At 29.6% G+C, this 25,215-nt stretch carries 18 protein-coding genes; 15 read left to right on the forward strand and 3 right to left on the reverse strand.

The features are described from left to right. The first annotated feature begins 54 nt into the window (after nt 1-54). The 11 genes from udk to Q1A46_RS05525 all read left to right on the forward strand — a co-directional run bounded on the left by udk (nt 55) and on the right by Q1A46_RS05525 (nt 14,927). Nucleotides 55-660, forward strand: coding sequence for a uridine kinase (gene udk, locus Q1A46_RS05475; protein ID WP_299675223.1), 606 nt, complete (start codon nt 55-57; stop codon nt 658-660). Nucleotide 661: 1 nt separating this feature from the next. Further along, nucleotides 662-976 carry a septum formation initiator family protein gene (locus Q1A46_RS05480; protein WP_299675004.1) on the forward strand — a complete coding sequence of 105 codons (315 nt, stop codon included), beginning with the start codon at nt 662-664 and terminating at the stop codon, nt 974-976. Next, nucleotides 976-2,325: a methylmalonyl-CoA mutase subunit beta gene (locus Q1A46_RS05485; RefSeq protein ID WP_299675007.1), complete on the forward strand. Its 1,350-nt coding sequence runs from the start codon at nt 976-978 to the stop codon at nt 2,323-2,325. The genes Q1A46_RS05480 and Q1A46_RS05485 overlap by 1 nt, the downstream gene beginning before the upstream one ends. Further along, entirely contained in the window at nt 2,318-3,007 is a 690-nt protein-coding gene (locus Q1A46_RS05490) for a hypothetical protein (RefSeq protein ID WP_299675010.1), read from the forward strand. Before Q1A46_RS05485 ends, Q1A46_RS05490 begins: the two co-directional genes overlap by 8 nt. Next, the gene (gene scpA / locus Q1A46_RS05495; RefSeq protein ID WP_299675013.1) at nt 3,000-5,063 is read left to right on the forward strand and encodes a methylmalonyl-CoA mutase; all 2,064 of its coding nucleotides are present in this window, start codon (nt 3,000-3,002) and stop codon (nt 5,061-5,063) included. The genes Q1A46_RS05490 and scpA overlap by 8 nt, the downstream gene beginning before the upstream one ends. Before the next feature lie 2 nt (nt 5,064-5,065). After that, nucleotides 5,066-5,944 carry a phosphatidylserine decarboxylase gene (locus tag Q1A46_RS05500; RefSeq protein WP_299675016.1) on the forward strand — a complete coding sequence of 293 codons (879 nt, stop codon included), beginning with the start codon at nt 5,066-5,068 and terminating at the stop codon, nt 5,942-5,944. A gap of 106 nt (nt 5,945-6,050) precedes the next feature. After that, the gene (gene ccsA / locus Q1A46_RS05505) at nt 6,051-9,194 is read left to right on the forward strand and encodes a cytochrome c biogenesis protein CcsA (protein ID WP_299675019.1); all 3,144 of its coding nucleotides are present in this window, start codon (nt 6,051-6,053) and stop codon (nt 9,192-9,194) included. A gap of 55 nt (nt 9,195-9,249) precedes the next feature. Beyond that, nucleotides 9,250-9,765 (forward strand): DUF2892 domain-containing protein, encoded by a 516-nt coding sequence (locus Q1A46_RS05510; protein ID WP_299675022.1) that lies wholly within the window; start codon nt 9,250-9,252, stop codon nt 9,763-9,765. Between the two features lie 58 nt (nt 9,766-9,823). Further along, nucleotides 9,824-11,722: a nucleoside-diphosphate sugar epimerase/dehydratase gene (locus tag Q1A46_RS05515; RefSeq protein ID WP_299675025.1), complete on the forward strand. Its 1,899-nt coding sequence runs from the start codon at nt 9,824-9,826 to the stop codon at nt 11,720-11,722. 29 nt (nt 11,723-11,751) lie between these two features. Continuing rightward, entirely contained in the window at nt 11,752-12,531 is a 780-nt protein-coding gene (locus Q1A46_RS05520) for a polysaccharide biosynthesis/export family protein (protein ID WP_299675028.1), read from the forward strand. A gap of 2 nt (nt 12,532-12,533) precedes the next feature. Beyond that, on the forward strand, nt 12,534-14,927 hold the full coding sequence (locus tag Q1A46_RS05525) for a polysaccharide biosynthesis tyrosine autokinase (RefSeq protein WP_299675031.1): 2,394 nt from the start codon (nt 12,534-12,536) through the stop codon (nt 14,925-14,927). Nucleotides 14,928-14,962: 35 nt separating this feature from the next. Here the strand turns inward: Q1A46_RS05525 and Q1A46_RS05530 are convergent, their stop codons facing one another. Then, a complete protein-coding gene (locus Q1A46_RS05530) occupies nt 14,963-15,703 on the reverse strand; it encodes a tyrosine-protein phosphatase (RefSeq protein ID WP_299675034.1) in 741 nt (246 codons plus the stop codon). A 141-nt stretch (nt 15,704-15,844) separates the two neighbouring features. Between Q1A46_RS05530 and Q1A46_RS05535 the strand changes: the two genes are divergently transcribed. Further along, complete coding sequence (locus tag Q1A46_RS05535) at nt 15,845-16,693, forward strand: N-acetylglucosamine kinase (RefSeq protein ID WP_299675036.1); 849 nt, start codon at nt 15,845-15,847, stop codon at nt 16,691-16,693. Here Q1A46_RS05535 and murF read toward each other — a convergent pair. Together murF and gldJ are read right to left on the reverse strand one after the other, a co-directional pair. Next, entirely contained in the window at nt 16,690-17,955 is a 1,266-nt protein-coding gene (gene murF, locus Q1A46_RS05540; RefSeq protein WP_299675039.1) for a UDP-N-acetylmuramoyl-tripeptide--D-alanyl-D-alanine ligase, read from the reverse strand. The genes Q1A46_RS05535 and murF overlap by 4 nt on opposite strands. Nucleotides 17,956-18,016: 61 nt before the next feature. After that, nucleotides 18,017-19,714 carry a gliding motility lipoprotein GldJ gene (gene gldJ, locus Q1A46_RS05545; RefSeq protein ID WP_299675042.1) on the reverse strand — a complete coding sequence of 566 codons (1,698 nt, stop codon included), beginning with the start codon at nt 19,712-19,714 and terminating at the stop codon, nt 18,017-18,019. A 185-nt stretch (nt 19,715-19,899) separates the two neighbouring features. On the opposite strand from gldJ, the gene porU reads away from it, so the two are divergent. The 3 genes from porU to cdd all read left to right on the forward strand — a co-directional run bounded on the left by porU (nt 19,900) and on the right by cdd (nt 24,965). Then, on the forward strand, nt 19,900-23,283 hold the full coding sequence (gene porU, locus Q1A46_RS05550; RefSeq protein ID WP_299675045.1) for a type IX secretion system sortase PorU: 3,384 nt from the start codon (nt 19,900-19,902) through the stop codon (nt 23,281-23,283). A gap of 35 nt (nt 23,284-23,318) precedes the next feature. Continuing rightward, nucleotides 23,319-24,410, forward strand: a complete 1,092-nt coding sequence (gene porV / locus Q1A46_RS05555) for a type IX secretion system outer membrane channel protein PorV (RefSeq protein ID WP_299675048.1) — start codon at nt 23,319-23,321, stop codon at nt 24,408-24,410. 72 nt (nt 24,411-24,482) lie between these two features. Next, nucleotides 24,483-24,965 (forward strand): cytidine deaminase, encoded by a 483-nt coding sequence (gene cdd, locus Q1A46_RS05560; RefSeq protein ID WP_299675051.1) that lies wholly within the window; start codon nt 24,483-24,485, stop codon nt 24,963-24,965. Nucleotides 24,966-25,215: the final 250 nt, after the last annotated feature.

A 25,215-nucleotide genomic window follows, 5' to 3' on the forward strand; every position in this document is an offset into this window, starting at 1 on the left:
TTTTATGCCCTATTTTTTCTAAATTTGCTTATATTTTAACTACAAATGAAAAACATTTTTATCATAGGAATTGCTGGAGGAACAGGAAGTGGAAAAACTACTGTAGTAAATCAAATAATCAATGAGTTACCACCTGATGAAGTTTGTGTAATCTCACAAGACTCTTACTATAACGCTACAGATAACTTAACCTATGATCAAAGATCTAAGATTAATTTTGATCATCCTAGAGCTATAGATTTCGAATTATTAGTAAATCATTTAACTGAATTAAAGGAAAATAAAATTATAGAGCAACCTGTTTATTCATTTGTAACTCATAATCGTACAAAAGACACAGTAAAAACACACCCTCGTAAAGTTATTATCGTAGAAGGTATATTAATTTTCAACAACAAAGCGCTTCGAGATTTATGTGATATTAAAATATTTGTACATGCCGATGCTGATGAACGTTTAATCAGAAGAGTTCGTAGAGATATTACTGAACGAGGAAGAGATATTAACGAAGTTTTATCTCGCTATCAAGATACTCTTAAACCAATGCATCAAGAATTTATAGAACCTACAAAAAATTATGCTGATATTATTATTCCTAATGACAGGTATAATACTGTAGCAATTGATATTGTTAGAACAGTAATTAGCGAACGTTTATAATATGAAATTCAACAGAAACATAAAAGTAATAGGTATCAGCATAGGTATTACTTATGTTTTAATACTGACTTTATTTGTTGGTTGGATGCTTTTTTTCGATGAAAACTCTTACTTAAGACACAAAGAATTTAATCGTGATATTAAAGAACTTGAAACTTGGATTGAGTATCATGAAAAGAGAATAGCTAAGGATAAAGAAACGATACAAAAACTACAAGATTCTTTGGAATTAGAACGATTTGCTCGAGAAAAATATTTAATGAAAAAGAAAAACGAAGATATTTACATAATTGAATTTGATACTATAAAAAAATAATGGATAATTTTTTATTTGATGAATTTGAAGGGGTTTCTGGAAAAGCTTGGAAACAAAAAATACAAGTTGACTTAAAAGGACTTGATTATAATGAAACTCTACTTTGGCACACTAATGAAAGAATTACAGTAAAACCCTTTTACAGTAAAGAAGATCAAACCCATCAAAAAATCCAACTTCCAAAAACAGATTTTTTCATTTGTGAATCTATTTTTGTTGATGATGTAAATATTGCCAACAAATTAGCCCTAGACGCATTACAAAGAGGTGCTAATGCTATTGAATTTATTGTAAACTCAGAGTTTGACACACAAAAACTTTTAAACAGCATTACACCTACTTCCAATACAAGGTTTTATTTTAAGTTTAATTTCTTAGATGCAAATTATCAAAAAGAATTAGCTAATTTCATTAATAACGAAAACGTTTACTTTAACAACGATATAATTGGAAACTTAGCAAAAACAGGGAATTGGTTTTCTAACTTACAATCAGATCATGAACAGCTAGAAAAACTGAGTTCTATTAACAACAGCATTGCTATAAACGCATCAATTTATCAAAATGCTGGTGCAAATTGCACTCAACAATTAGCATATGCTTTAGCTCATGCTAATGAATACTTAAATCATTTCGGAGGTGAAATTGCAAATAAAATTCACTTTAATTTCTCTGTAGGAAGTAATTACTTTTTTGAAATTTCTAAACTTAGAGCTTTCCGTATTTTATGGAGTTCATTGTTAAAAGAATATGGAGTTGAAAATACTGAAACCCATATTTTCACTCAACCTTCACTTCGTAATAAAACATTATACGATTATAATGTAAATATGTTAAGAACAACTTCAGAAAGTATGAGTGCTGTTCTTGGCGGTGCAAATACTGTTTCTAATATTTCTTATGACGAAATTTTTCACAAATCAAATGAATTTGGCGAACGAATTTCTAGAAATCAACTTTTAGTGTTAAAAGAAGAAAGTGGATTTGAAGATGCACAATATTTTGCTGATGGTAGTTATTATATTGAAGCTATCACTGAGCAATTGACTGAAAATGCTTTAGAAATTTTCAAATTAATTGAACAGGGTGGTGGATTTTTAAAGCAATTGAAAGAAGGTGTAATTCAAAGAAAAATAGAAGAATCAGCTCAAAAAGAACAAGAACTTTTTGACAATGGAGATCTAGTTTTATTGGGAACTAATAAAATTCAAAATGAAAAAGATCAAATGAAAAATGATTTAGAATTATTTCCTTTTGTAAAGAAACGTTCAGAGAAAACCTTAATTCAACCTATAATTCAAAAACGTTTAGCTGAAAAATTAGAGCAACAAAGATTAGACAATGAATAAACTTTTTCTTCTTTTTATTGTATTCTTCTGTTCTAATTTATTAGTAACAGCACAGTCGGACTTTTACGGCACTTTTGGCAATACATATCAAGATGAATTAGTTTTTGAAATGTTAACTAATTTTGAAGAAAATATATGCAACTATTATAAAGTTAAAAAAGAAAATTCTTCTATCGCATATAAAAAATATGTAGATGATATTTCTCAAGAGAACATTAAGTTTCCAGCTTTACTTTCAAAATTAACCACAGAAAAAAGTTTAAAACTTTTAAAAGAATCTCATGAAGAACTTTTAGATTACGTTTGGATTAAAAGCTCTCAAATAAAACATAAGCTAGCTTATTTAAGTTATACAGAGTTTACTCCCGAACAAATGAAAGCTTTTAAAGATGAAGATTATTTTGATGATTTTATTGAAAAAATTAAAGCTCAAAATTTTGCTTACATTATAAATTATGAAGGCAACTTTTCAAAAAAAATAATTTTTCAAAGTAAGAATAATAACATTAGAGATTTCATCATTACATTCAGAGAAAATTACGCAAATACTCCTTTACTTATAGCTCCTTTATTAGAGCTAAAGGAACTCGATTATAAAAATAAAGCTGTTCAAATATTCATAGCTTTTGAACTATTTTACACATGCCTAAATTCTAAAGTAGAAACAACAGAAAATGAGTAGAAAAGACATATCCAACATAAAAATAGACCATAAAAAATCTTCCGAAATTAAAAGTTTTGAACACGAAAAATTTGTTGCAGGAATAGCTCCGAATTTACGTGGTCCTTATTCCACAATGTATGTTAGAAGACCTTGGACTATTCGTCAATATGCAGGTTTTTCTACTGCTGAAGAAAGTAATGCTTTTTACAGGAGAAACTTAGCTGCCGGACAAAAAGGTTTATCTGTAGCTTTCGATTTAGCTACACATAGAGGTTACGACTCAGATCACGAAAGAGTTCAAGGTGATGTTGGAAAAGCTGGTGTTGCTATAGATTCTGTTGAAGACATGAAGGTATTATTTGATCAAATACCCCTAGATAAAATGTCGGTTTCTATGACAATGAACGGAGCCGTATTACCTATTCTTGCTTTTTATATTATTGCTGCTGAAGAACAAGGTGTGAAACCAGAACAACTAGCAGGAACTATTCAAAATGATATTTTAAAGGAGTTTATGGTTAGAAATACTTATATCTATCCTCCTATTCCTTCAATGAAAATTATTGCAGATATTTTCGAATATACTAGTAATAATATGCCAAAATTCAATTCAATTTCTATTTCTGGTTATCATATGCAAGAAGCCGGAGCAACTCCAGAAATTGAATTAGCTTACACATTAGCAGATGGATTGGAATATATTAAAACTGGTTTAGCTGCCGGAATGGATATCGACGCTTTTGCTCCAAGGTTATCTTTTTTCTGGGCTATTGGAATGAATCATTTTACTGAAATTGCAAAAATGCGTGCTGGTAGAATGTTATGGGCGAAACTAGTTAAACAGTTCAATCCTAAAAACCCAAAATCTTTAGCACTAAGAACACATTGTCAAACAAGTGGATGGAGTTTAACAGAACAAGATCCTTTTAATAACGTAGCGAGAACTGCAATTGAAGCAATGGCTGCTGCTTTTGGTGGAACACAAAGTTTACACACTAATGCATTAGATGAAGCTATTGCATTACCTACAGATTTCTCTGCTCGTATTGCAAGAAATACTCAGATTTATTTACAACAAGAAACTCATATTACAAAAACTGTTGATCCTTGGGCTGGAAGTTATCACTTAGAACAACTTACTGAAGAAATCACTAATAAAGCTTGGAAATTAATTCAAGAAGTTGATGAATTGGGAGGAATGACAAAAGCTATCGAAAAAGGAATTCCTAAAATGAGAATTGAAGAAGCTGCTGCAATTAAGCAAGCTCGAATTGATAGCGGTCAGGATGTAATTGTTGGTGTAAATAAATATCAATTAGAACAAGAAGATCCTTTACATATTTTAGAGGTAGACAACGAAGCTGTTCGTAAATCTCAAATTGATCGTTTAGACGATTTGAAAGCGAAGAGAAATCAAGCTGAAGTTGATCAATGCCTTGCAGATTTAACAAAATGCGCAGAAACTGGTAACGGAAATTTATTAGACTTAGCTGTTAAAGCTGCTAGAAAAAGAGCTACATTAGGCGAAATTTCAGATGCTTTAGAATCTATTTTTGGTAGACATAAAGCAGTACATAAAACCATATCTGGCGTGTATAGTAAAGAAATAAAAGACGATTCGTTATTCAAAAAAGCTAGTGAACTAGCTGATAACTTTGCTGAACTTGAAGGTAGAAGACCAAGGATAATGATTGCCAAATTAGGTCAAGATGGTCATGATCGTGGTGCAAAAGTTGTTGCTACTGGTTATGCTGACTTAGGATTTGATGTAGATGTTGGACCACTTTTCCAAACACCAAAAGAAGCTGCAAAGCAAGCTATTGAGAATGATGTTCATATTTTAGGAATTTCATCGTTAGCTGCTGGACATAAAACATTAGTTCCTCAAGTAATTGGAGAATTGAAAAATTATGGTCGTGAAGATATTATGGTAATTGTTGGAGGTGTAATTCCTGCTCAAGATTATCAGTTTTTATTTGATGCTGGTGCTGTTGGAGTTTTCGGACCAGGAACAAAAATTGCACAAGCTGCAATTGACATGTTAGAAATTTTAATTGATAGCGTAGAAGAATAATCATGCAAATAAAATTCATCAATAGAAAAACAGGTAAAACAGAAATTGAAACTCCTCCTGGAGAAGGTTTTTTAAAACTTTTATATAACAATCCGTTTGGAAAAATGTTATTTCTTCCTATAGTAAAACGTAAGTTTTTATCTGAATGGTACGGAAGAAAAATGAATAAAAAGTCTTCTACAAAAAAAATAGAAGGTTTTGTTTCCGATCTAAACATTGATATTTCTGAAGCCAAAAAATCTATTGATGAGTTTACATCTTTTAATGACTTTTTCTATCGTGAATTAAATCCTGAAGCTAGACCAATAGAAAACGGATTTATATCTCCTGGTGATGGAAAGTTATTAGCATTTGAAAATATCAAAGATGTACATAACTTCTTTGTTAAAGGAAGAAAATTTACATTAAGTGAATTTTTAAATGACAAAACATTAGCAGAAAAATATAAAAATGCTTCTTTATTAATTTTACGATTAGCTCCAAATGATTATCACAGATATCATTTTCCGTATGAAGGAACTCCTTCTTCTTCAACAAAAATAAAAGGAGATTACCTGTCTGTTTCTCCTTACGCTTTAGCATCTAACTTCACTACTGTATTTTGCGAAAACAAACGTGAGTATTGTATTTTAAAAACTGAGGATAAAGGCGATATCTTATTAGCCCCTGTTGGAGCAACCATGGTAGGAAGCATTTTAGAAACCTACACAGCAAATTCTCCTGTTAAAAAAGGTGATGAAATGGGCTATTTTGCTTTCGGTGGATCTACAATTGTAGCCTTGGTTGATAAAGATAAAATTCAAATTGATAATGATATTTTAGAAAACACTAAAAATCAGATTGAAACCTTTGTCAAAATGGGTGAAAAAATTGGACTTTAAATTGTTATAATTTTAACTAATTCTAAACATTAAAAATCACATCAGCTTACAAGCTAATTCCTATAACTTTCCGTAACTTTGCGCAGTTTTATCTACGCAAGTTACAATGAAGAAAATCTTAAATATATTATACTCTACTCGTTTAATGGCTGTATTATTTTTTGTTTTTGCAGCCGCAATGGGAATTGCTACATTTATTGAAAACGACTTTGGAACTCAAACAGCAAAAAAACTAGTATACAATACTTGGTGGTTTGAGGTTATTATGTTGTTCTTTATCATTAATTTCTTTGGAAATATTTTCAGATATAAATTATTAAGAAAAGAAAAATGGACCGTTTTTATGTTTCACATTGCTTTCTTATTCATAATAATTGGAGCTGGAATTACAAGATATATCGGGTATGAAGGAATGATGATTATTGATGAAGGAGAATCTACCAATGTTTTCTTGTCAGATGTAAATTATCTTAATGCTACTATTGATGATAATGCTTCTCAAAAAACATATAATGAAAAATTATTATTATCAGCTTGGGGTAAAAACAGCAAAAACTTTACTTTTAAATTTCAACCAAACAAGAGTAAACCAGCCAATGAAGTTAACTTCAAACTTATTGATTATATTCCTTGGTCTGAGAAAAAATTAGTTTTAGATGAAAACGGAGTTGAACATTTATTCTTTGTAGAAAGTTCTAGCGGTAGTCGTCACGAACATTATATCAAAAGAGGAACTATTCAAAATATTCATAATATTCTAGTTGGATTTGATGCTCCAAATAGAAACGCTAACATTAATTTCTTTTACGAAGGAAAAAGTTTAAAATTTACTTCTAAAGTAGATGGAAATTGGTTGCGTATGGCAGATCAAAAACGTGGTCAAATAGTTAAAGATAGTGCTCAGCATTTTCAATTCTTAACACTTCATAATGTAGACGGACTTCAATTTGTAATTCCGCGTCCTGCTGAAAAAGGTGAAGTAAAAACTGTTCGTGGTAAAAAAGACGATAAAAAATTTGACACTGTGGTTTTCGATATTTCATGTAATGGCGAAACGAAACAAGTAGAATTTGTTGGAGGTCAATTTAACACTAGTAACAAACAAGATTTAACTATCGGAGGTTTAAATATTAGAGCTTGGTATGGAGCAAAACTATTACAAACTCCATTTAATGTAAAACTTAACGATTTTCAACTAGAGAAATATCCAGGATCTGAAACTGCTTCTTCATACGCAAGTGAAGTATCAGTTATTGACAATAATGATTCTTTTGACTACAGAATATATATGAATCATATTTTAGATTACAGAGGTTATAAATTCTTTCAAGCAAGTTACAAAAACGAAGGACAGGCTATTGAACAAACTCACTTATCTGTAAATCATGATTTCTGGGGAACATTTGTTACCTACTTAGGATATTCACTTTTATATATTGGTTTAATTTCTATGTTATTTGCTAAACATACTCGATTCGATAGTTTGAAAAAACAACTAAAGAAACTTCAAAATAAAAGAGCTATACTTTTCTTACCATTAGTATTCTCATTCGGATTAACTTTTGGTCAACACGAAACACATAAAAACCTTCTTTCTGAAGAAAAAATAGATAGTATTTTACAAGCAAATAGTGTAGATATAAAACATGCAGATAAATTCAGTAAAATTGTAATTCAAGATGCTGGAGGAAGAATGAAACCTGCACATACATTTGCATCAGAACTTGTAAGAAAAGTTTCACACTCAGATAGTTTTAAAGGAATGACACCAAGTCAGATATTACTTTCTATGACTGAATATCCACGGTTCTGGTTTCAAGTTCCCTTTATTTACCTTGAAAAAGGAAATTATAAAATACGTGAAGCTTTAGGCCTGCCTAAAGATGCCACACATGCTCGTTTTATTGATTTTTACGATACAAAAGGTAATTCTAAAATCAACAAATTAATTGATGAAGCACAGAAGAAAAAGATTCAGAATAAATTTGAACAAGATGTTATTAAAATTGAAAAGCGTTTATGGTTATTAAACCAAGCTATTGGAGGAGGAATTTTAAAAATATATCCTATTCCAAATGATGAGAATAACAAATGGGTTTCACAACCTGAAACTTCTCAAGCTTCTTTTAAAGGAACTGACTCTGTTTTCGTAAAGCAATCTTTACCTGTTTATTTACAATTATTACAAGAAGCTAAGAAATCAAATGATTATTCTGAAGCAGGAAAAATATTAGATGGTATTAAAAAATTCCAAAAAAAATATGGAAGTGAAGTACTACCTTCAGAAACAAAAATAAATGCGGAAATTCTTTATAACAAAGCTAAAATATTCCCTAAGCTTGCAAAATACTATGGTTTAGTAAGTGTACTTTTAATTGTTTTTGTAATTCTTCAGATCTTTTACAATAAGAAAATATTTAAATCAATATCTAAGATTTTAATTTACTCTATAATTGGATTATTCCTAATTCAAACATCAGGATTAATTGTTAGATGGTACATTTCTGGTCATGCTCCATGGAGTAATGCTTATGAAAGTGTTATTTATGTTGCTTGGGCTACAATGTTGTTTGGATTAACTTTAGGAAGAAAATCATCACTAACAATTGGTGCAGCTACATTTGTTTCCGCTATAATTCTTGCCTTTGCTAATCAATATTGGATAGATCCAGAAATAGCAAATTTGCAACCAGTACTTAACTCTTGGTGGGTTTTAGTTCATGTATCTATTATCGTTGCTAGTTACGGACCTTTCTCTTTAAGTATGATTTTAGGAGTTTTAGCATTGATATTATTGATCTTTAAAAACGAAAAGAACCATAAAAAGATAGATGAGAACGTTAAAGAAGTTACTTTAATTAATGAAATGTCTTTAACTGTTGGTGTAGTAATGCTTACTGTTGGAAACTTCTTAGGAGGAATGTGGGCCAATGAAAGTTGGGGGCGTTATTGGGGATGGGATCCAAAAGAAACTTGGGCTCTAATATCAATAATGGTTTGTGCTTTTGTTTTACATATGCGATTAATACCAGGACTTCGAGGAAAGATTGCTTTCAATTTTATGTCTGCATTCTCTTACCTTTCGATTATGATGACTTTTTTTGGAGTTAACTTCTATTTATCTGGATTACACTCATACGCAAGTGGAGATAGAGTTGTTACACCTAAAGAAGCGTACATATATATAGTTGTACTTATCTTAATTACCGTAGCTGCTTGGCTTAGAAACAAAAAGTTTTCTCAAAAGTAAATTTTCATTTATACAAGAATAACGTACATTTGTCGCAAAATTAGAAAGAATAAATATGTTTAATAAGAATATAAAACTGGGCTTAGCTTTTTTAACTTTTGCATGGGCCGTATATGAATTTTCTCAAGGTCACATTGGTAATGGTATAGCTTTATTACTAGTTACAGGAATTTTTATTCTATTCTATTTTAAAAATGAATTTATTCTTCTAGCTTTTTTAAAGTTAAGAACACAAGATTTTGATGGTGCCAAAAAATGGTTAGCTTATATTAAAAACCCTGAAGCTGCGTTAACACTTAAACAACAAGGATATTATAATTACCTACATGGCACTATGCTATCTCAAACGAATTTAACTCAAGCAGAAAAATTCTTAAAAAAAGCTGTAAAACTTGGGTTATCTATGGATCATGACATGGCAATGGCTAAATTACAATTAGCAAGTATAGCAATGTCTAAAAGAAGAAAAAGAGAAGCTACTACATTAATGAATGAAGCAAAAAAGTTAGATAAACACGGAATGCTAAAAGAGCAGATCCAGATGTTAAAACAACAGATGAAGAGAATTTAATATCTAAAACTGATATTATTTAATTAATTGTATCTTTACTCGAATTCATTCTAGATCGATGATTAGAAATTTTCTTTTAAAAGCTCTTAACAAGCATGCTTCTCATTGGGTTGTGCTAATTATAGACACTGTTTTAGTTGCCTTATCTTTTATATTGGCTTACACTATTAGATTTGCTTCTTTAGATTTTAATGTTGCAGACTTAACCTATCAAATCCCTTTTATATCTTTAATATCTTTATTTAGCTTTTGGTTAGTAGGTTCTAACAAAGGAATTATTAGGCATACAGGAACTAGAGATGCTTTTAATGTATTTATTGGAGTAACAATTGCGTCCATGGGAATAGTTTTCTTTGTCGCTACTAATAATGTTTTTAAAGTTATTCCTTGGTTTACAATACCTAAAACAATTGTTTTAATACATTACTTCATTACTATTTTTGTTTTAGTTGTTTGTCGATTTATTTTCAAAGCATTTTATGAAATTATCTCTTCTGAATTAAAAGACATTACCAATGTAATGATATATGGTGCTGGAGATTCTGGGTTGATTACTTATGGAGCTTTAAACAGAGATACTAGAAATAACTATGAAGTTATAGGCTTCATAGATGATGACAAAAATAAAGTAGGAAAAAAAATAGATCGCGTAAAAATATACAGCAGATCTCAAATCACTAAGAAATTTGTTGATGATAAAGAAATAGATGAAATCATCTTTTCTATTCAAAATATTAAATCAGAAAGATTATTATACCTTACTGATAGACTTCTAGAGCTTGGAGTAAAACCTAAAATTGTTCCTCCTTTTTCTAAATGGATTGGTGGTGATTTTGAAGCTAATCAAATTAAACAAGTAAAAATAGAAGATTTATTAGACAGAAAACCTATTACAATTGATAACCCAATTGTAAAAAGAGATGTAAATAATAAAGTTATCTTAGTTACTGGAGCAGCTGGTTCTATTGGTAGTGAAATATCTAGACAAATATGCAAATATAACCACAAACATCTTGTGCTTGTTGATCAAGCTGAATCTCCTCTTTATGAAATCCAACAAGAATTACTTAGAAATGGAGTAAAGAACTTCACATCTATTGTTGCTGACGTAAGAGATATAGTTAGAATGGAAGCTGTATTTAAGGAATTTAAACCTGATAAAGTTTATCACGCAGCAGCATACAAGCATGTTCCCTTAATGGAAGAAAGCCCTTACGAAGCTATTAAAATCAATATAAATGGGACGAAAAACATTGCAGATTTATCCATCAAACATGAAGTAGATAGATTTGTAATGGTTTCAACGGATAAAGCTGTTAATCCTACAAATGTGATGGGAGCTTCAAAAAGAGTTGCTGAAATGTATATAAGTTGTCTTAGTAACACTACTAAAACAACAAAATTTACAACCACTCGTTTTGGTAATGTTTTAGGTTCAAATGGATCTGTTATTCCTTTATTCAAAAAACAAATTGAAAATGGAGGCCCTTTAACTGTTACTCATAAAGATATAACACGTTATTTCATGACTATACCTGAAGCATGTCAATTAGTGATTGAGGCAGGAACTATGGGCGAAGGTGGTGAGATTTATATATTTGACATGGGTAAATCTGTTAAAATTTTTGATATTGCAAAGAGAATGATTCATTTATCTGGATTAAAATATCCTGAGGATATTGATATCAAAATCACTGGATTAAGGCCTGGAGAAAAATTATATGAAGAGTTATTAGCTAATGGTGAAAACACTACTCCAACTTATCATGAAAAAATAATGATTGCTAAAACACAAGATTTAAATGTAAAAGACGTTAAAGAAAAAATAGAAAATCTTTGTGTGGAAAATCTAAAATATGAAAACAATAAATCAGTAAAATTAATTAAAGAAATTGTTCCAGAATTTAAATCTAATAATTCGATTTATGAAAAACTGGATGAAAAAATTTTAAATTAAATTCATTACTTTCGCAAAAAATTTGACAAATGCAAAAAGCTTATAAAGTTGTTTCTTTAATACTTTTAATTAGTATTACTTTAACTTCTTGTGTATCTAAAAAAGATATTACTTACTTCCAAAATGATCAGATAGATCAAAAAAATGTATCTAATTCATACAAGATTGTATTTAAGCCTGATGATTTGTTACAAATAACAGTATCTGCCTTGGATTTTGAATCTGTTAAGTCCTTTAATTTACCAGCAGTGAACTTTGCAACAACTACAGATAGAGCAATAGGGACGCCACAACAACAGACATATTTAATTGACAACAAAGGCTTTATAAACTTCCCTGTGATAGGGAAATTAAAAATCGCAGGACTAACTCGTGGAGAAGCAATTGACATGATTAAAAACAAACTAGATCCTGATTATGTTAAAAACCCTACAATTAATATAAGAATAGCAAATTATACTGTTACCGTACTGGGTGATGTAAGACGTCCTGGAACATATACAATTCCTAATGAAAGAATTACAATTTTAGAAGCTATTGGTTTAGCTGGTGATCTAAATATAACTGGAAAAAGAAACACAATAAAAGTCTTTAGAGAAATTAACGGAGAAAAAGTACAGTTTGATATTGATATTAGATCTAATAAAATCTTCACCTCTCCTGTTTACTATTTACAACAAAATGATTTAGTGTATGTAGATCAAAACAAAGCCTCTTCACAAGATGCAGCTTACAATAGAAATACAGGATTAATAGTTTCTGTTGGTTCTATAATTATATCCCTTATAACACTTATAACAAGATTTTAGAAATGAGTAGTAATACAAATACAAACTCTAATGAGATAAATGATCATGATACAATAAACATTCGCGCTGAAATTGAAAAATATTTAATTCATTGGAAGTGGTTTATTATAGGTGCTACTTTAAGTTTAATTTTTGCTTTTCTTTACTTAAGATATTCTACACCAAAGTATTCAGCTAGTACAACTATAATGATAAAGGATAACAAAAAATCTGGAATTTCTGCTGAACTTCTAGCTTTTGAAGATCTAGGTATCATTGGTGGTGGATCTAGTAATAACCCAGATAACGAAATAGAGATATTAAAATCTAGAAAAATTCTTGGCGATGTTGTTAGAAAATTGAATTTAACAACTAAATATATCTCAGAAGGTAGAGTTAAAAATTCAGAAACATATAAAAACTCTCCTATCAGTGTATCTGTTAGTGATTCATTATTTTTTGATAAAGTTGAAAAAACGAAATCATTTTTTATTAAGATAACTTCTAATAACGAGTTTCAAATTTTTGATAGAAATAACAATTTAACTCATGATAATTTAAACTTTGGGAAAACGTTTAAAATTGAAGAGCTGGGTAATTTCACAATATCTAAAACTAATTTTTTTGAAGAAGAAGAACATATTAAAAAAAATATAATTATTGTTTTATACCCAAAAGACAAGATTATAGACCAACTTATCAGGAGTGTTTCTATTTCTCCTATAAACAAGAATTCTAGTGTTCTTAAACTTTCTTTGCAGTCTGCGATATTAGAAAAAGCTGAAGACATTCTAAATGCTATTGTTAATCAGTATAACTTAGATGCTGTAAAAGACAAAAGTGAAGTTTCCTCAAAAACTGTTGAATTTATTGATGAACGTTTAAATGAAGTTGGTAAAGAGTTAGCTATTGTTGAGGATAAAGTTAAAGACTTTAAAAAAGACTATAATGTTACTGATATAGAATCCGAAGCAAAATTAGCATTGCAATCTACCACCGACAATCGAGAAAAAATTATACAATCAAATGTCGAGTTAAATATAATCAAGTCATTACAAAATGAACTTAGCAAAAGCGAAGGAACATTACCTCCTAACTTAGGCCTACAGGATGCTAATCTGGGAAAAACTATTAGTGAATACAACAAATTTATATTAAGAAAAAATAGTCTTTTAAAAAGTGCAGGAGAAAAAAACTTAGTAATTGTTGAAATCCAAAGAAATATTGATGACTTAAGAGAATCCATAAGAATTGGTTTAGTAAACCAAGAAAAAGCTATACAGTTTAAACTAGATAATTTAAACAGAGAAGCTAGAATTATGAATTCTAAAATATCTTCTATCCCTGTAAAAGAAAGAAAGTTTTTAGATATAGCGAGACAACAAGAAATAATAGCTACTTTGTATTCTTATTTACTTCGTAAAAGAGAAGAAACAGCGATTTCCTTAGCTGTTACCGTTGATAATGCAAAAATTATAGATAGAGCATATGGATCAGATGTGCCAGTATCTCCTAAAAGAAAGATAATATTTTTATTAGCGTTATTTTTAGGTATAATTGTTCCGTTCATAATTATATATTTAAGAGATTTATTAGATACTAAAGTTCATACGAAAAGAGATATACAAGAACTTACTTCAGTTCCTTTCATAGGAGATGTACCTCATAATGAAACAGGTCAAAAAATAATAGTAAACTCTGATGCTAGATCTAGTACAGCTGAAGCTTTTAGACTAATTAGGACTAACTTAGATTTTATGTTATCAAATACAAAATCTGAAGGAGGAAAAACTATTTTTGTTACTTCTACTACAAGTGGTGAAGGGAAATCTTTTATATCAATTAACTTAGCTGCAACTCTTGCTTTATCTGGAAAAAAGGTAGTGCTTGTAGGTATGGATCTAAGAGCTCCTAAAGTAACTGAATATTTAGGTATTCCTGATAGAAAAGGAATTACGAATTATATTACTAATGATAACTTATCTTTAAATGATTTAAAATTTAGAGTTCCTGAATTAAAAGATTTAGATATCATTGCTTCTGGTGTTATACCACCAAACCCTGCTGAATTATTAATGTCTACTAGAATTCAACAATTATTTGACGAATTAAGAGCTGATTATGATTATGTTTTAGTCGATACAGCTCCTGTAAATTTAGTTACAGATACTCTTTTAATCGCGAAGCATGCAAATGTATTTTTATACATTACTAGGGCAAATTATTTAGATAAGAGACTTTTAACTGTTCCAGATACACTTTATAAGGAAGGTAAATTACCTAACATGGCAATTGTTTTAAATGATACAGATATGACTAGAGGTTATGGATATGGTTATGGCTACGGTTATGGTTATGGTTATGGAAATACAGAAGAAACCAAAAAACCTTGGTATAAAAGAATAATCAATAGATAAAATAAAAAAGGATGAATTAAAATTCATCCTTTTTTTTATGATAAAAATTTGCTGTTATTTTTTAATAGGTATTCTATTTTTTTATAATTTTTCTTTGTTCCAATCTTCTGTAATAGTCTTAAATGATTTTCATGATGCGTATCTGTTCCTACAAAATCATACAAACCTTCTTTTATTAATTTCTCTGCAGTACTTTGAACTCCCCTTCCATATTGTTCAGTTAAAGACAATAAGTTTAACTGGAATAGACATCCTGCTTTTTTTAGTTTATAAAAATTTTGAAAATCTTTGTGGTAAAAGTTATAACGCTCAGGATGTGCTAAAATAGGTTTATATCCTTTTAATTGAATCTCAAATAAAATATCATATAAATTATAAGGAGCATTGAAATAAGACATCTCAACTAGAATAAAATTATCCTTTAGTGTTAGTATATCATCATTTGCAAGTAATTCAGAAAATTTTTCATCCATCATATATTCTGCAGCGGCATTGATATTAATATCATTATATCCTGATTGCTCTAATGCTACTTGTACTTCTGTTAACTTTTCTTTTATTTTATCTGAAGCATTGGGATAAACATCTCCTAAAACGTGAGGAGTAGTAATAAAGTTTTTTATTCCATAAGATCTCATTTTTGATATTAAAGCTAAAGTATGTTCAATATTTTTAGCCCCATCATCAATTCCTGGTAATAAGTGTGAATGTATATCGATAAAACTATCATTAAAAAATGTAGTTAGTGGTATACTTTTTTCTTTTAAAAAAAACATAATCTATATTAAAAACTTTGTAAAATTAAAGTATTTCATCAAAAATTCAACTTTTATTTTGACGAAAACGTTTGAAATTTTATAGCCTATTGTATATACAGAATGTAAAATATATATTTGATTTAAACATCAACTATAACAATGATTTTAATAGCAGACGGAGGGTCTACAAAAGCAGATTGGATTGCTTTAGATGACAACAAAAATGAAGTATTTAGAGTACGAACTTTAGGATTAAATCCTGCAGTTGTTCATGAAGATGAACTTAAAAACCGTATTGTAAATATGTTTCAATTGATAAACATTAAAGATGAAGTTCGTGAAATTCATTTTTATGGAGCTGGTTGTGGTACACCTAAACCGGTAGAGATTCTTCGTAATGTAATGAAGGAGATATTTACAAGTGCGGAAATTAATATTGCTGAAGATATGCTGGCAGCTGTTTATGCTGCATCTGGAAAAGAACCTGCAATTGTTTGTATTCTGGGTACCGGATCAAATAGTTGTTACTTTAATGGTGAAGATTTAGAAATGGTAGCAGCTTCATTAGGTTATTCTATTATGGATGAAGCGAGTGGTAATTATTTTGGAAAAAAATTAATTCGTGATTATTACTATAATCAAATGCCTAAGCAGATAGCTAAAAAATTCTCTAACGAATTTAATTTAGATGCTGATCATATTAAACATAACTTATATAAACAACCTAACCCTAATATGTATTTAGCCACTTTTGCTAAATTCATGTTTGAGTTTAAAGAAGAAAAATATATCAAGAAGACCATAAAAAAAGGGTTTGAAGAATTCTTTAAATACAGAGTTTTACCTTATAAGAAAGATTCATCAACACCAATATATTTCATTGGTTCTATTGCATATTATTTTGGTGATATTTTAGAAAAAGTAGCTAAAAAATATGATCTGAATGTTACTGGAGTTATTCAAAGACCTATTGATAAGCTACTTGATTATCATAAATCTAATATTTAAACTATAAAATCTAAGGTTCTTTCTAAAGCCATTCCTCTGGAACCTTTTATTAAAATATTACAGTTATTTAAATTATACTGTGCTAAGTAATCTTTGAAGTTTTCAAAATTTGGAAACTTCAAATTTTTTTTAAGCACATCTGTTTTATAAAAATGTTCACCTATTAAAAAGATTTTATCAAATGATAAATCATTAGATAAATCAACTATAGCTTGATGCTCTTTTTCACTGACATCACCTAGTTCAAACATATCTCCAAGTATAACGATCTTTTTATTGTGCGTACTAGTATGATGAAAACTTTCTAAAGCAGCTCTCATACTCGTAGGATTTGCATTATAAGCATCTAAAATAATCTCATTAGAACCTTTTTTAAGGACTTGTGAGCGATTATTTTCAGAAACATAACTCTCTATAGCTTTTTTAATTTTCACATCAGAAACACCAAAATAATTACCTATAGTAATTGCACAGGCGATATTAGTATAATTATACTGACCTATTAAACTTGTACTAATATTCATATCATTAAACTTGATACGAACTGTTGGATTAGCATTAATAAAAGATAGATTTTTATCTAGAAAAATAATATTAGCGTCTTTAGTTTTTTCAACTTGGATGGGGTCATTCTGATTGACAAATATTTTTTTATTATTCTTAATTAAGTAATCGTATAATTCTGACTTTGCTTCTATAACCCCTTGCTCTGATCCAAAACCTTCTAAATGTGCTTTCCCAAAATTTGTAATATAACCAAAATCTGGTTCTGCTATATTTGATAAAAAAGCAATTTCTTTATGATGGTTTGCTCCCATTTCTACAATACCTATTTCCGTTTTTGGCGTCATTGACAAAAGAGTTAAAGGAACTCCTATGTGATTATTTAAATTTCCTTTTGTGGCATTAGTTACAAACTTTTCCTTTAGTACTACATCTATTAACTCCTTTGTTGTCGTTTTACCGTTGCTTCCTGTTAATGATATAATAGGTATGTTTAGCTGTTTACGATGAAAGTTAGCTAATTCTTGAAGAGTTTTAAGTACATTATCAACTAATAAAATATTTGGTTTTGTTTTGTATTGTTCTTCATCTACTACACTAAATAAAGCACCTTTTGCTAAGGCTTCTTCCGCAAATCTATTTCCATTGAAATTAACTCCTTTTAAAGCAAAAAATATTGTGTTTTTTCTAATTTTTCTAGTATCGGTATCAACTAAGAAATGTTGACTATATAATTTATAAATCTCTTCAATATTCATACTGTAAAAATAAAAAAACCTCACTTAAAAAGTGAGGTTTTATATTTTATATAAATTCAATTTATTTTCTTGAATAACTATATCTTGGTGTAGCTGTCTTCTTTTGATCTCTAACCATTGGTCCTACTTTATCTGTAGCACATCTGAATCCAATAAAGTTCGTAGAAATATATTCTGGGAAATATCTTCTTTGAGCTGGATCTAACCAGTATTCTCTGTCTGCCCAAGAACCTCCTTTATATACTCTTGTTTTATTACTGATAAGAGTTGTTCTTCTTTTCTTATCGTACTCTAAACTAGAAATTACATTTCCTAAAGTATCTCTTTCAGCTTGTGGTCTGATAGGAGAATCATACATTCTAGGAACTCTTTGATCTTCTTCAGCATCAAAACTTTTAGTTGACTTCTTATCTCCGTCATTTAAATCAGAATTATCAGCGAAAGAATAATTTCTTCTCATGTAAGTATCATCTTTAGTAATTGGAATATATTTAATAGTTCCAGGTAAAGCTTTAGGAACAACACTACCATTGACTAAAGTATCGATTTCTACTTCACTATCGTCTACGATAACAACTTTACCATTTGCATCGATTAACTTCTTAGTATAAATATTACCTCTAAAATAATTAAAGTCATTTGCTTCTGAATCTACTAAAGGTCTGTATACATCAGAAACCCATTCAGCTACGTTACCTGACATATCATATAAACCAAAAGCATTTGGTGGATAACTTCTTACAGCATTTGGAATGTCTGCTCCATCACTACTCCATCCAGCAATACCACTATAATTACCTTTACCTTGCTTAAAGTTTGCTAACTGATCTCCTCTTTTTGATCTTGATCTGTTTCTAGTATACTTACCACCCCAAGCATATTTCTTTCTACCACGAATATTATTGTATTCTCTATTTTCGAAAATTGCTTTTGCTGCATATTCCCATTCTGTTTCAGTTGGTAATCTAAATTTTTGAGAAAGTATACCATCAGAAGAAGTTACTTGTCTTCCTGTGAAAGCTCCTTTTTCTGGTTTAGGTTCACCTTTCTTTCTTGGCACTGGGATACCTTTTTTATAGATAGTAGAATCACCATCAAATAACACATAAGGATCTGTTAAATATACATCTGTATCGAAATTATTTCTTCCTCTAAACTCTAAAGAATCTTCTTTGAAAATGTTAGTAATAACTCCTTTATCCATTAAGATTTTAAGATTCACCGCATTTGTTCTCCATTTACAATATTGATTTGCTTGAATCCAAGTAACTCCAACAACTGGATAATCAGAATAAGCTGGGTGTCTTAAATAACTTTCTGAAAGTAAGTTTGTATTTCCTAAACCTTTTCTCCAAACTAAAGTATCAGGTAAAACCGAAGGATAAATATGTTTAAATTGAGGATCTGATGGAGGAAAAACATCTTTAGTGTATTGCATAAATAAACTATACTCAGAATTTGTTACCTCTGCCTCATCCATATAAAAAGAACGAACGTGCATTTGTTTTGGAGTTGTGTTCCAATCAAACATTACATCATCCTGTACTAATCCCATAGTAAAAGTTCCACCTTCAATATGAACCATACCTGGAGGAGTATTTCCATCTTTAAAATCTCCTTTTACATAATTACCATAGTTAGGATCATTAAAATTCCATCCTGTAAGAGAAGATTTACCAGAACTTCTTCTTGAACTATTACAAGAAAAAATGATAGTGGAGATAACTAGTAAACCTAATAATTTTAACGTACTTCTCATGTATTAACTTCTTTTTTTAGGGTCTGCCAATTTACAACATTTAAAATTCATATTAATTATATAAATATAATAATTTTGAATTATTAATGAATACTCAATCTTAACGATTGTTTTTTCACTTTATTATATTAATCTTGTAAAATGAATACTAACCAACGAAAGGTCTCGTTATATTAGAACATTTCATGATAAAAAAGTCACTTTTAATTCTAATTTTCTGTACTGTTTGTCTCTTTGGTCAAACAAGAAACTCCGTTCTTGCTTCCGGCGAATGGTATAAATTCTCGATAGACGCCACTGGTGTATTCAAAATAGATGCTAATTTTTTATCTAGCCTCGGAATTAATATTAATTCTGTGAATCCCAAAAATATTAAAATATATGGGAATGGAGGTAAATTATTGCCTGAATTAGCTTCAGAATTTAGATATACTGATTTACAGGAAAATTCAATTTTTGTTAGAGGTGAAGATGACAATCAATTTAATGGAGATGATTTCATTTTATTTTATGGTGTTGGTCCTCATAGCTGGGATGTTGATGCAACTAATGAAACAGCTAATCATGTACAAAATATTTATACAGATAAAGCTTATTACTTTATTAATATATCCAACAATCCAGGAAAGAGAATTGTTAATGCTCCTACTGTAACTAATAGTTCTTCATTAAATATTACTGAGTATGATGACTTCATTTTCTATGAACAAGAAGACACTAATATTTTAGCTGTAGGTAGGTTATGGTTTGGGGAGAACTTTAGTATAAATTCTGATCAAGATTTTAGTTTAAAGTTCGACAATGCAGTTTTAGGTTCCGATGCTTTAATAAGAGTTACTGCTGTAGCACAATCTAGTACAACTTCTAACATGAATATAGCTATAAATGGTAATAGTATTCCTACAATAACTTTTCCTCCAGTAGCAAATTCATCATCTTCTGGATTAGCTAGATATGGAACAAGTTCTGGAAACGTTGATGTAGCTAATGATCTTTCAGTTAACATAACTTATAATAATAATGGGAATCCTTCTGCTAATGCATTTTTAGATTTCATAGAGGTTATTGGGAAAAAACAATTAACTGTCGGAGATAAACAGTTTAATTTTAGAAGTTTTAATCAAGCAAATGCAACAAATGTAGTTTCTTTCCAAATACAAAACTCTAATAATATTAGTCAACTTTGGGATGTAACAGATCCTTTGAATCCATCAGTGATATCAAATGAAGATTCGACTTCTAATATTTTTTCTTTTAAAGCTTTAGGAGGTAATTTAAATGAGTATGTAGTCCTAAATGAAAACGATTATTTTTCTCCAGAAAGAATTAATAATTCTACTGTTAGAAATCAGAACTTACAAGGTTTAACCGATATTGAATACATAGTAATTACTAGTAATGAATTAATAAATCAAGCACAACGTTTAGCGGATTATCATCAAGAAAACTCAAACTTAAACACTAAAGTAATCAATGTTTTAGATATTTATAATGAATTTTCTTCAGGTGCACCAGATATTGTTGGAATTCGTGATTTCATTAAATACTTGTATGATAACAGTACTCGAAAATTGAAATATGTTTGTTTTTTCGGTGACTCTTCTTACGATTTTAAAGATCGAATTACTGGAAATAATAATGTTGTTCCGACTTTTCATGCTGAAGAAAGTTTCGATTTAGTTGCTTCTTATGTTACTGATGACTTTTTCGTTATGATTGATGATAGTGATGGAACAATGCGTGCTGTTGATAATATTGATATTACTTCTGGTAGAATTCCCGTAACAACTACTCAAGAAGCCAGTAATGTTGTTGATAAAATACTGAGTTATTATCAATCTGATTCTTTCGGAGATTGGAGAAATAACATTGCTTTAATTGCTGATGACATAGATGAGAATTCTGATCGAACTCTTCAATCTGGATTAGAAGAAGTTGCAGATAGCATTAAGAAATACAAGCCTATTTTAAACATCAATAAAATTTATGCAGATGCTTTTAAACAAGAAAACTCATCTGGTGGTGAACGTTATCCTGATGTAAAAAATGCTATTACAAATGCAATGGAAAAAGGTGTTCTTGCTTTTGATTATTTTGGGCACGGTGGTGAAGATGGACTTGCTTTAGAACGTATTTTAGAAATTCCTCAAATACAAGGATTCAATAACTTTAACACTTTACCTTTATTTATAACTGTAACTTGTGAATTCTCTAGATTCGACAATCCACTTAGAGACACTGCTGGCGAGCAATTGTTTTTAAATCCAAACGGTGGAGCTGTTAGTATGATTACAACTACAAGAGACGTGTTTATTTTTTTAGGTGAAACCTTTAATAAAGAGTTAGCAAAATATGTTTTTGACTTTGATAATTCTGATGATAGTATTGCAGCCAACCTTATTAAAACAAAAAATGAAACTTCTAGCAATCAACGTTTTTTCATATACTTTTTTGGTGATCCCGCAATGAAATTAGCAATTCCTAAACCTGATGTTAGAATAACCAAAGTAAATGATGTTGACATAACGCAACCTATTGATGCATTAAAGGCTTTATCTAGAATTAAATTAGAAGGAATAGTTAGTGATAATATAGGAAATCCTTTAACCAATTTTAATGGTATTGTATTCACAACTATTTTTGACAAGCCTATTGATAAAACTACTCTAGACAATGATGGTTTTGGTATTGTAAATACTTTCGATTCTCAAGAAAGTAAAATATTCCGAGGAAAATCATCCGTAGAAAATGGTCGTTTTGAATTTGAATTCATCGTTCCAAAAGACATCAAAATCACAGATGGAAAAGGTAAGATTAGTCTATATGCTCAAAGTGAAAATGAAGATAAATCAGGTGTAAATTTCGATGTAACTGTTGGTGGAATAAATGAAAATGCACCCGAAGACACAACTGGTCCTGAACTTAGAGCTTTTATGAACGACGAATCATTCATAGATGGAGGAACAACAAACTCCTCTCCTAACCTAATTATAAAACTATCTGATATTAGTGGTATAAACACGTCTATAACTGCTGTAGATCATGATATTGTAGCTGTTTTAGACGGTAATGAATCTGAACCTTTTATCCTGAATGACTTTTATGAAACAGAACTAAATGATTTTACCCAAGGAGAAGTTAATTTTAAGTTCAGAGATTTATCTATTGGAACACATACTTTAAAAATAAAAGCTTGGGATACTTATAATAATTCTTCTGAAATCACGTTAAGTTTTGAAGTTATTAGTGACACTACGCTCTCTTTAGAAAATGTATTAAACTACCCCAATCCATTTACTAATTACACAGAGTTTTGGTTTAATCATAATAAACCAAACGAACCATTAGAAGTACAAGTACAGATTTTTACAGTTTCAGGAAAATTAGTAAAAACAATTAATCAAACTGTACAAACAAGTGGAGGATTATCAAGATCTATAACTTGGAATGGTTTAGACGATTTTGGTAATAAAATAGGTAAAGGTGTTTACATATATAAAATTAAAGTTACTTCATCTGTTAATAATTTAACATCAGAGAAGTATGAGAAGTTAGTTATCCTACAATAAAATCATATATTTGTCAAAATAATGTTAAAATCAAAATGAAAAAAATACTATTACTAACCTTAGCTATTTCAATTACAGGTATTAAGCTGAATGCTCAATTAGACTCTAGAGCAATTACTACCGCAGTTCCTTTTTTACAGATCAATTCCGATGCAAGAGCTGGTGGTATGGGAGATATTGGTGTAGCAACTTCATCAGATGCTTTTTCTTTATATCATAACCCTGCAAAAATTGCTTTTAATAGTAATAAACTTAGTATTGGTGCAAGTTATGTTCCTTGGTTAAGAAATTTAACTGATGATATTTTTGCTGGTAACCTTTCTGTAATTAATAGATTTAATGAAAATAGTGCTTGGGGTGCAGATTTAAAATTATTCTCTTTAGGTCAGATCGATTTAACTAACCCAGATGGTTCAAGTAATGGAAGTATAAACCCAACAGAATTAGCTATTTCTGGATACTATTCTTTAAAGCTAAGTGAAAAATTCTCTATGGCTGTTGGTTTAAAATATATCAACTCTAATTTAGATGTAGACAGTACTTTAGAAGCTGTAAATTCATTTGCAGTTGATATTTCAGCTTACTATCAATCAGATGAACAAAACTATGGTACTTTTAATGGACGATATAGAATTGGATTAAATGTTGCCAATATTGGTCCAAAAGTAGAATACACTCCTGGTGAAGAAGACTTCATCCCTACTATTGCTAAATTAGGTGGTGGTTTCGATTTCATTTTTGATGATTACAATACCTTAGGACTTAATGTAGAATTTAGAAAATTATTAGTTCCTTCTAGTGGAGCTCAATCAGATAGAGGTTGGTTCGAAGGAATGTTTACTTCTTTAGTAGATCGTAGTTTTAGTGAAGAATTACAAGAAGTAAATTGGTCTTTAGGAGCTGAATATTTATATAATAATGCTTTTGCAGTAAGAGCTGGATATTTTAACGAAAGTGAAGTGAAAGGAAACAGAAAGTTTTTCACTTTAGGAGCAGGTTTTACAGCTAATGCATTTAATGTAGACTTATCTTATTTAGTGAATGTATCAGATGTAAACAATCCTTTAGAAAACACTTTACGTTTTTCAATTTCATTTGATTTAGGTGAGATTTACGAAGATTATTAGTATCTTTCCATTATAAAAACATTTAAAAGCAGTCTAACGACTGCTTTTTTTAGCTAGAATAGAATCGCATTTATGAAAAAAATTAATTTTTCTGCTGAAGCAATAATTTATGATGACATTTCTGAGTTAAACAAAGAAGATCAGAAACTTATGGAAGAAGCCAAGATCGCTAAAAGTAAATCATACGCTCCATATTCTGAATTTAATGTTGGAGCTGCATTACTGTTAGAAAATGGTGTAATAATTCATGGAAATAATCAAGAGAGCGCTGCCTACCCTTCTGGAATGTGTGCTGAAAGAGTTGCTGTTTGGAAAGCTGGATCGGAATATCCCAATATGAAAATAAAGAAATTAGCTATTGTAGCATCTTCAAAGAACTCTACTGTAGATAAACCTGTAGGACCTTGTGGTGCATGTAGACAAACCCTACTTGAATATGAAATTAATCAAAAAGCTCCTTTTGAAGTTATATTTATGGGAGAAGTTGGTAAGGTGGTAAAAACGAAATCTTTAGTTTCTTTACTTCCTTTCTCTTTCGATAGCTCATATTTATAATATCTCATTAACATAGGTTAATTTTTAATTTTATCTCAATAAAAAACAAAAAAAACAGAAAATTCCACAAAAAAAACATCTTTTCACCAGAAATACATTTATCAAAAATTCAATTTTACATACCTGAAATTATCATATTAAAAAAATAACACCCTTAAAATAGGAATCTAACAAAAATGAAATTTCACTTTCATTTTAAATAGGTTTCCAAGAACAAAACCTGTTTATTTGTTGTTACCCTAAATATAAA

Origin of the sequence: uncultured Tenacibaculum sp. (assembly GCF_947502995.1) — a bacterium.
Classification (GTDB): domain Bacteria; phylum Bacteroidota; class Bacteroidia; order Flavobacteriales; family Flavobacteriaceae; genus Polaribacter.

Bases quoted from the DNA above. Each gene is read 5' to 3' on its own strand.
- Q1A46_RS05480 (WP_299675004.1), top strand. From the start codon at position 662: ATGAAATTCAACAGAAACATAAAAGTAATAGGTATCAGCATAGGTATT.
- Q1A46_RS05485 (WP_299675007.1), top strand. From the start codon at position 976: ATGGATAATTTTTTATTTGATGAATTTGAAGGGGTTTCTGGAAAAGCT.
- Q1A46_RS05490 (WP_299675010.1), top strand. From the start codon at position 2,318: ATGAATAAACTTTTTCTTCTTTTTATTGTATTCTTCTGTTCTAATTTA.
- scpA (WP_299675013.1), top strand. From the start codon at position 3,000: ATGAGTAGAAAAGACATATCCAACATAAAAATAGACCATAAAAAATCT.
- Q1A46_RS05500 (WP_299675016.1), top strand. From the start codon at position 5,066: ATGCAAATAAAATTCATCAATAGAAAAACAGGTAAAACAGAAATTGAA.
- ccsA (WP_299675019.1), top strand. From the start codon at position 6,051: ATGAAGAAAATCTTAAATATATTATACTCTACTCGTTTAATGGCTGTA.
- Q1A46_RS05510 (WP_299675022.1), top strand. From the start codon at position 9,250: ATGTTTAATAAGAATATAAAACTGGGCTTAGCTTTTTTAACTTTTGCA.
- Q1A46_RS05515 (WP_299675025.1), top strand. From the start codon at position 9,824: ATGATTAGAAATTTTCTTTTAAAAGCTCTTAACAAGCATGCTTCTCAT.
- Q1A46_RS05520 (WP_299675028.1), top strand. From the start codon at position 11,752: ATGCAAAAAGCTTATAAAGTTGTTTCTTTAATACTTTTAATTAGTATT.
- Q1A46_RS05525 (WP_299675031.1), top strand. From the start codon at position 12,534: ATGAGTAGTAATACAAATACAAACTCTAATGAGATAAATGATCATGAT.
- Q1A46_RS05530 (WP_299675034.1), bottom strand. From the start codon at position 15,703: ATGTTTTTTTTAAAAGAAAAAAGTATACCACTAACTACATTTTTTAAT.
- Q1A46_RS05535 (WP_299675036.1), top strand. From the start codon at position 15,845: ATGATTTTAATAGCAGACGGAGGGTCTACAAAAGCAGATTGGATTGCT.
- murF (WP_299675039.1), bottom strand. From the start codon at position 17,955: ATGAATATTGAAGAGATTTATAAATTATATAGTCAACATTTCTTAGTT.
- gldJ (WP_299675042.1), bottom strand. From the start codon at position 19,714: ATGAGAAGTACGTTAAAATTATTAGGTTTACTAGTTATCTCCACTATC.
- porU (WP_299675045.1), top strand. From the start codon at position 19,900: ATGATAAAAAAGTCACTTTTAATTCTAATTTTCTGTACTGTTTGTCTC.
- porV (WP_299675048.1), top strand. From the start codon at position 23,319: ATGAAAAAAATACTATTACTAACCTTAGCTATTTCAATTACAGGTATT.
- cdd (WP_299675051.1), top strand. From the start codon at position 24,483: ATGAAAAAAATTAATTTTTCTGCTGAAGCAATAATTTATGATGACATT.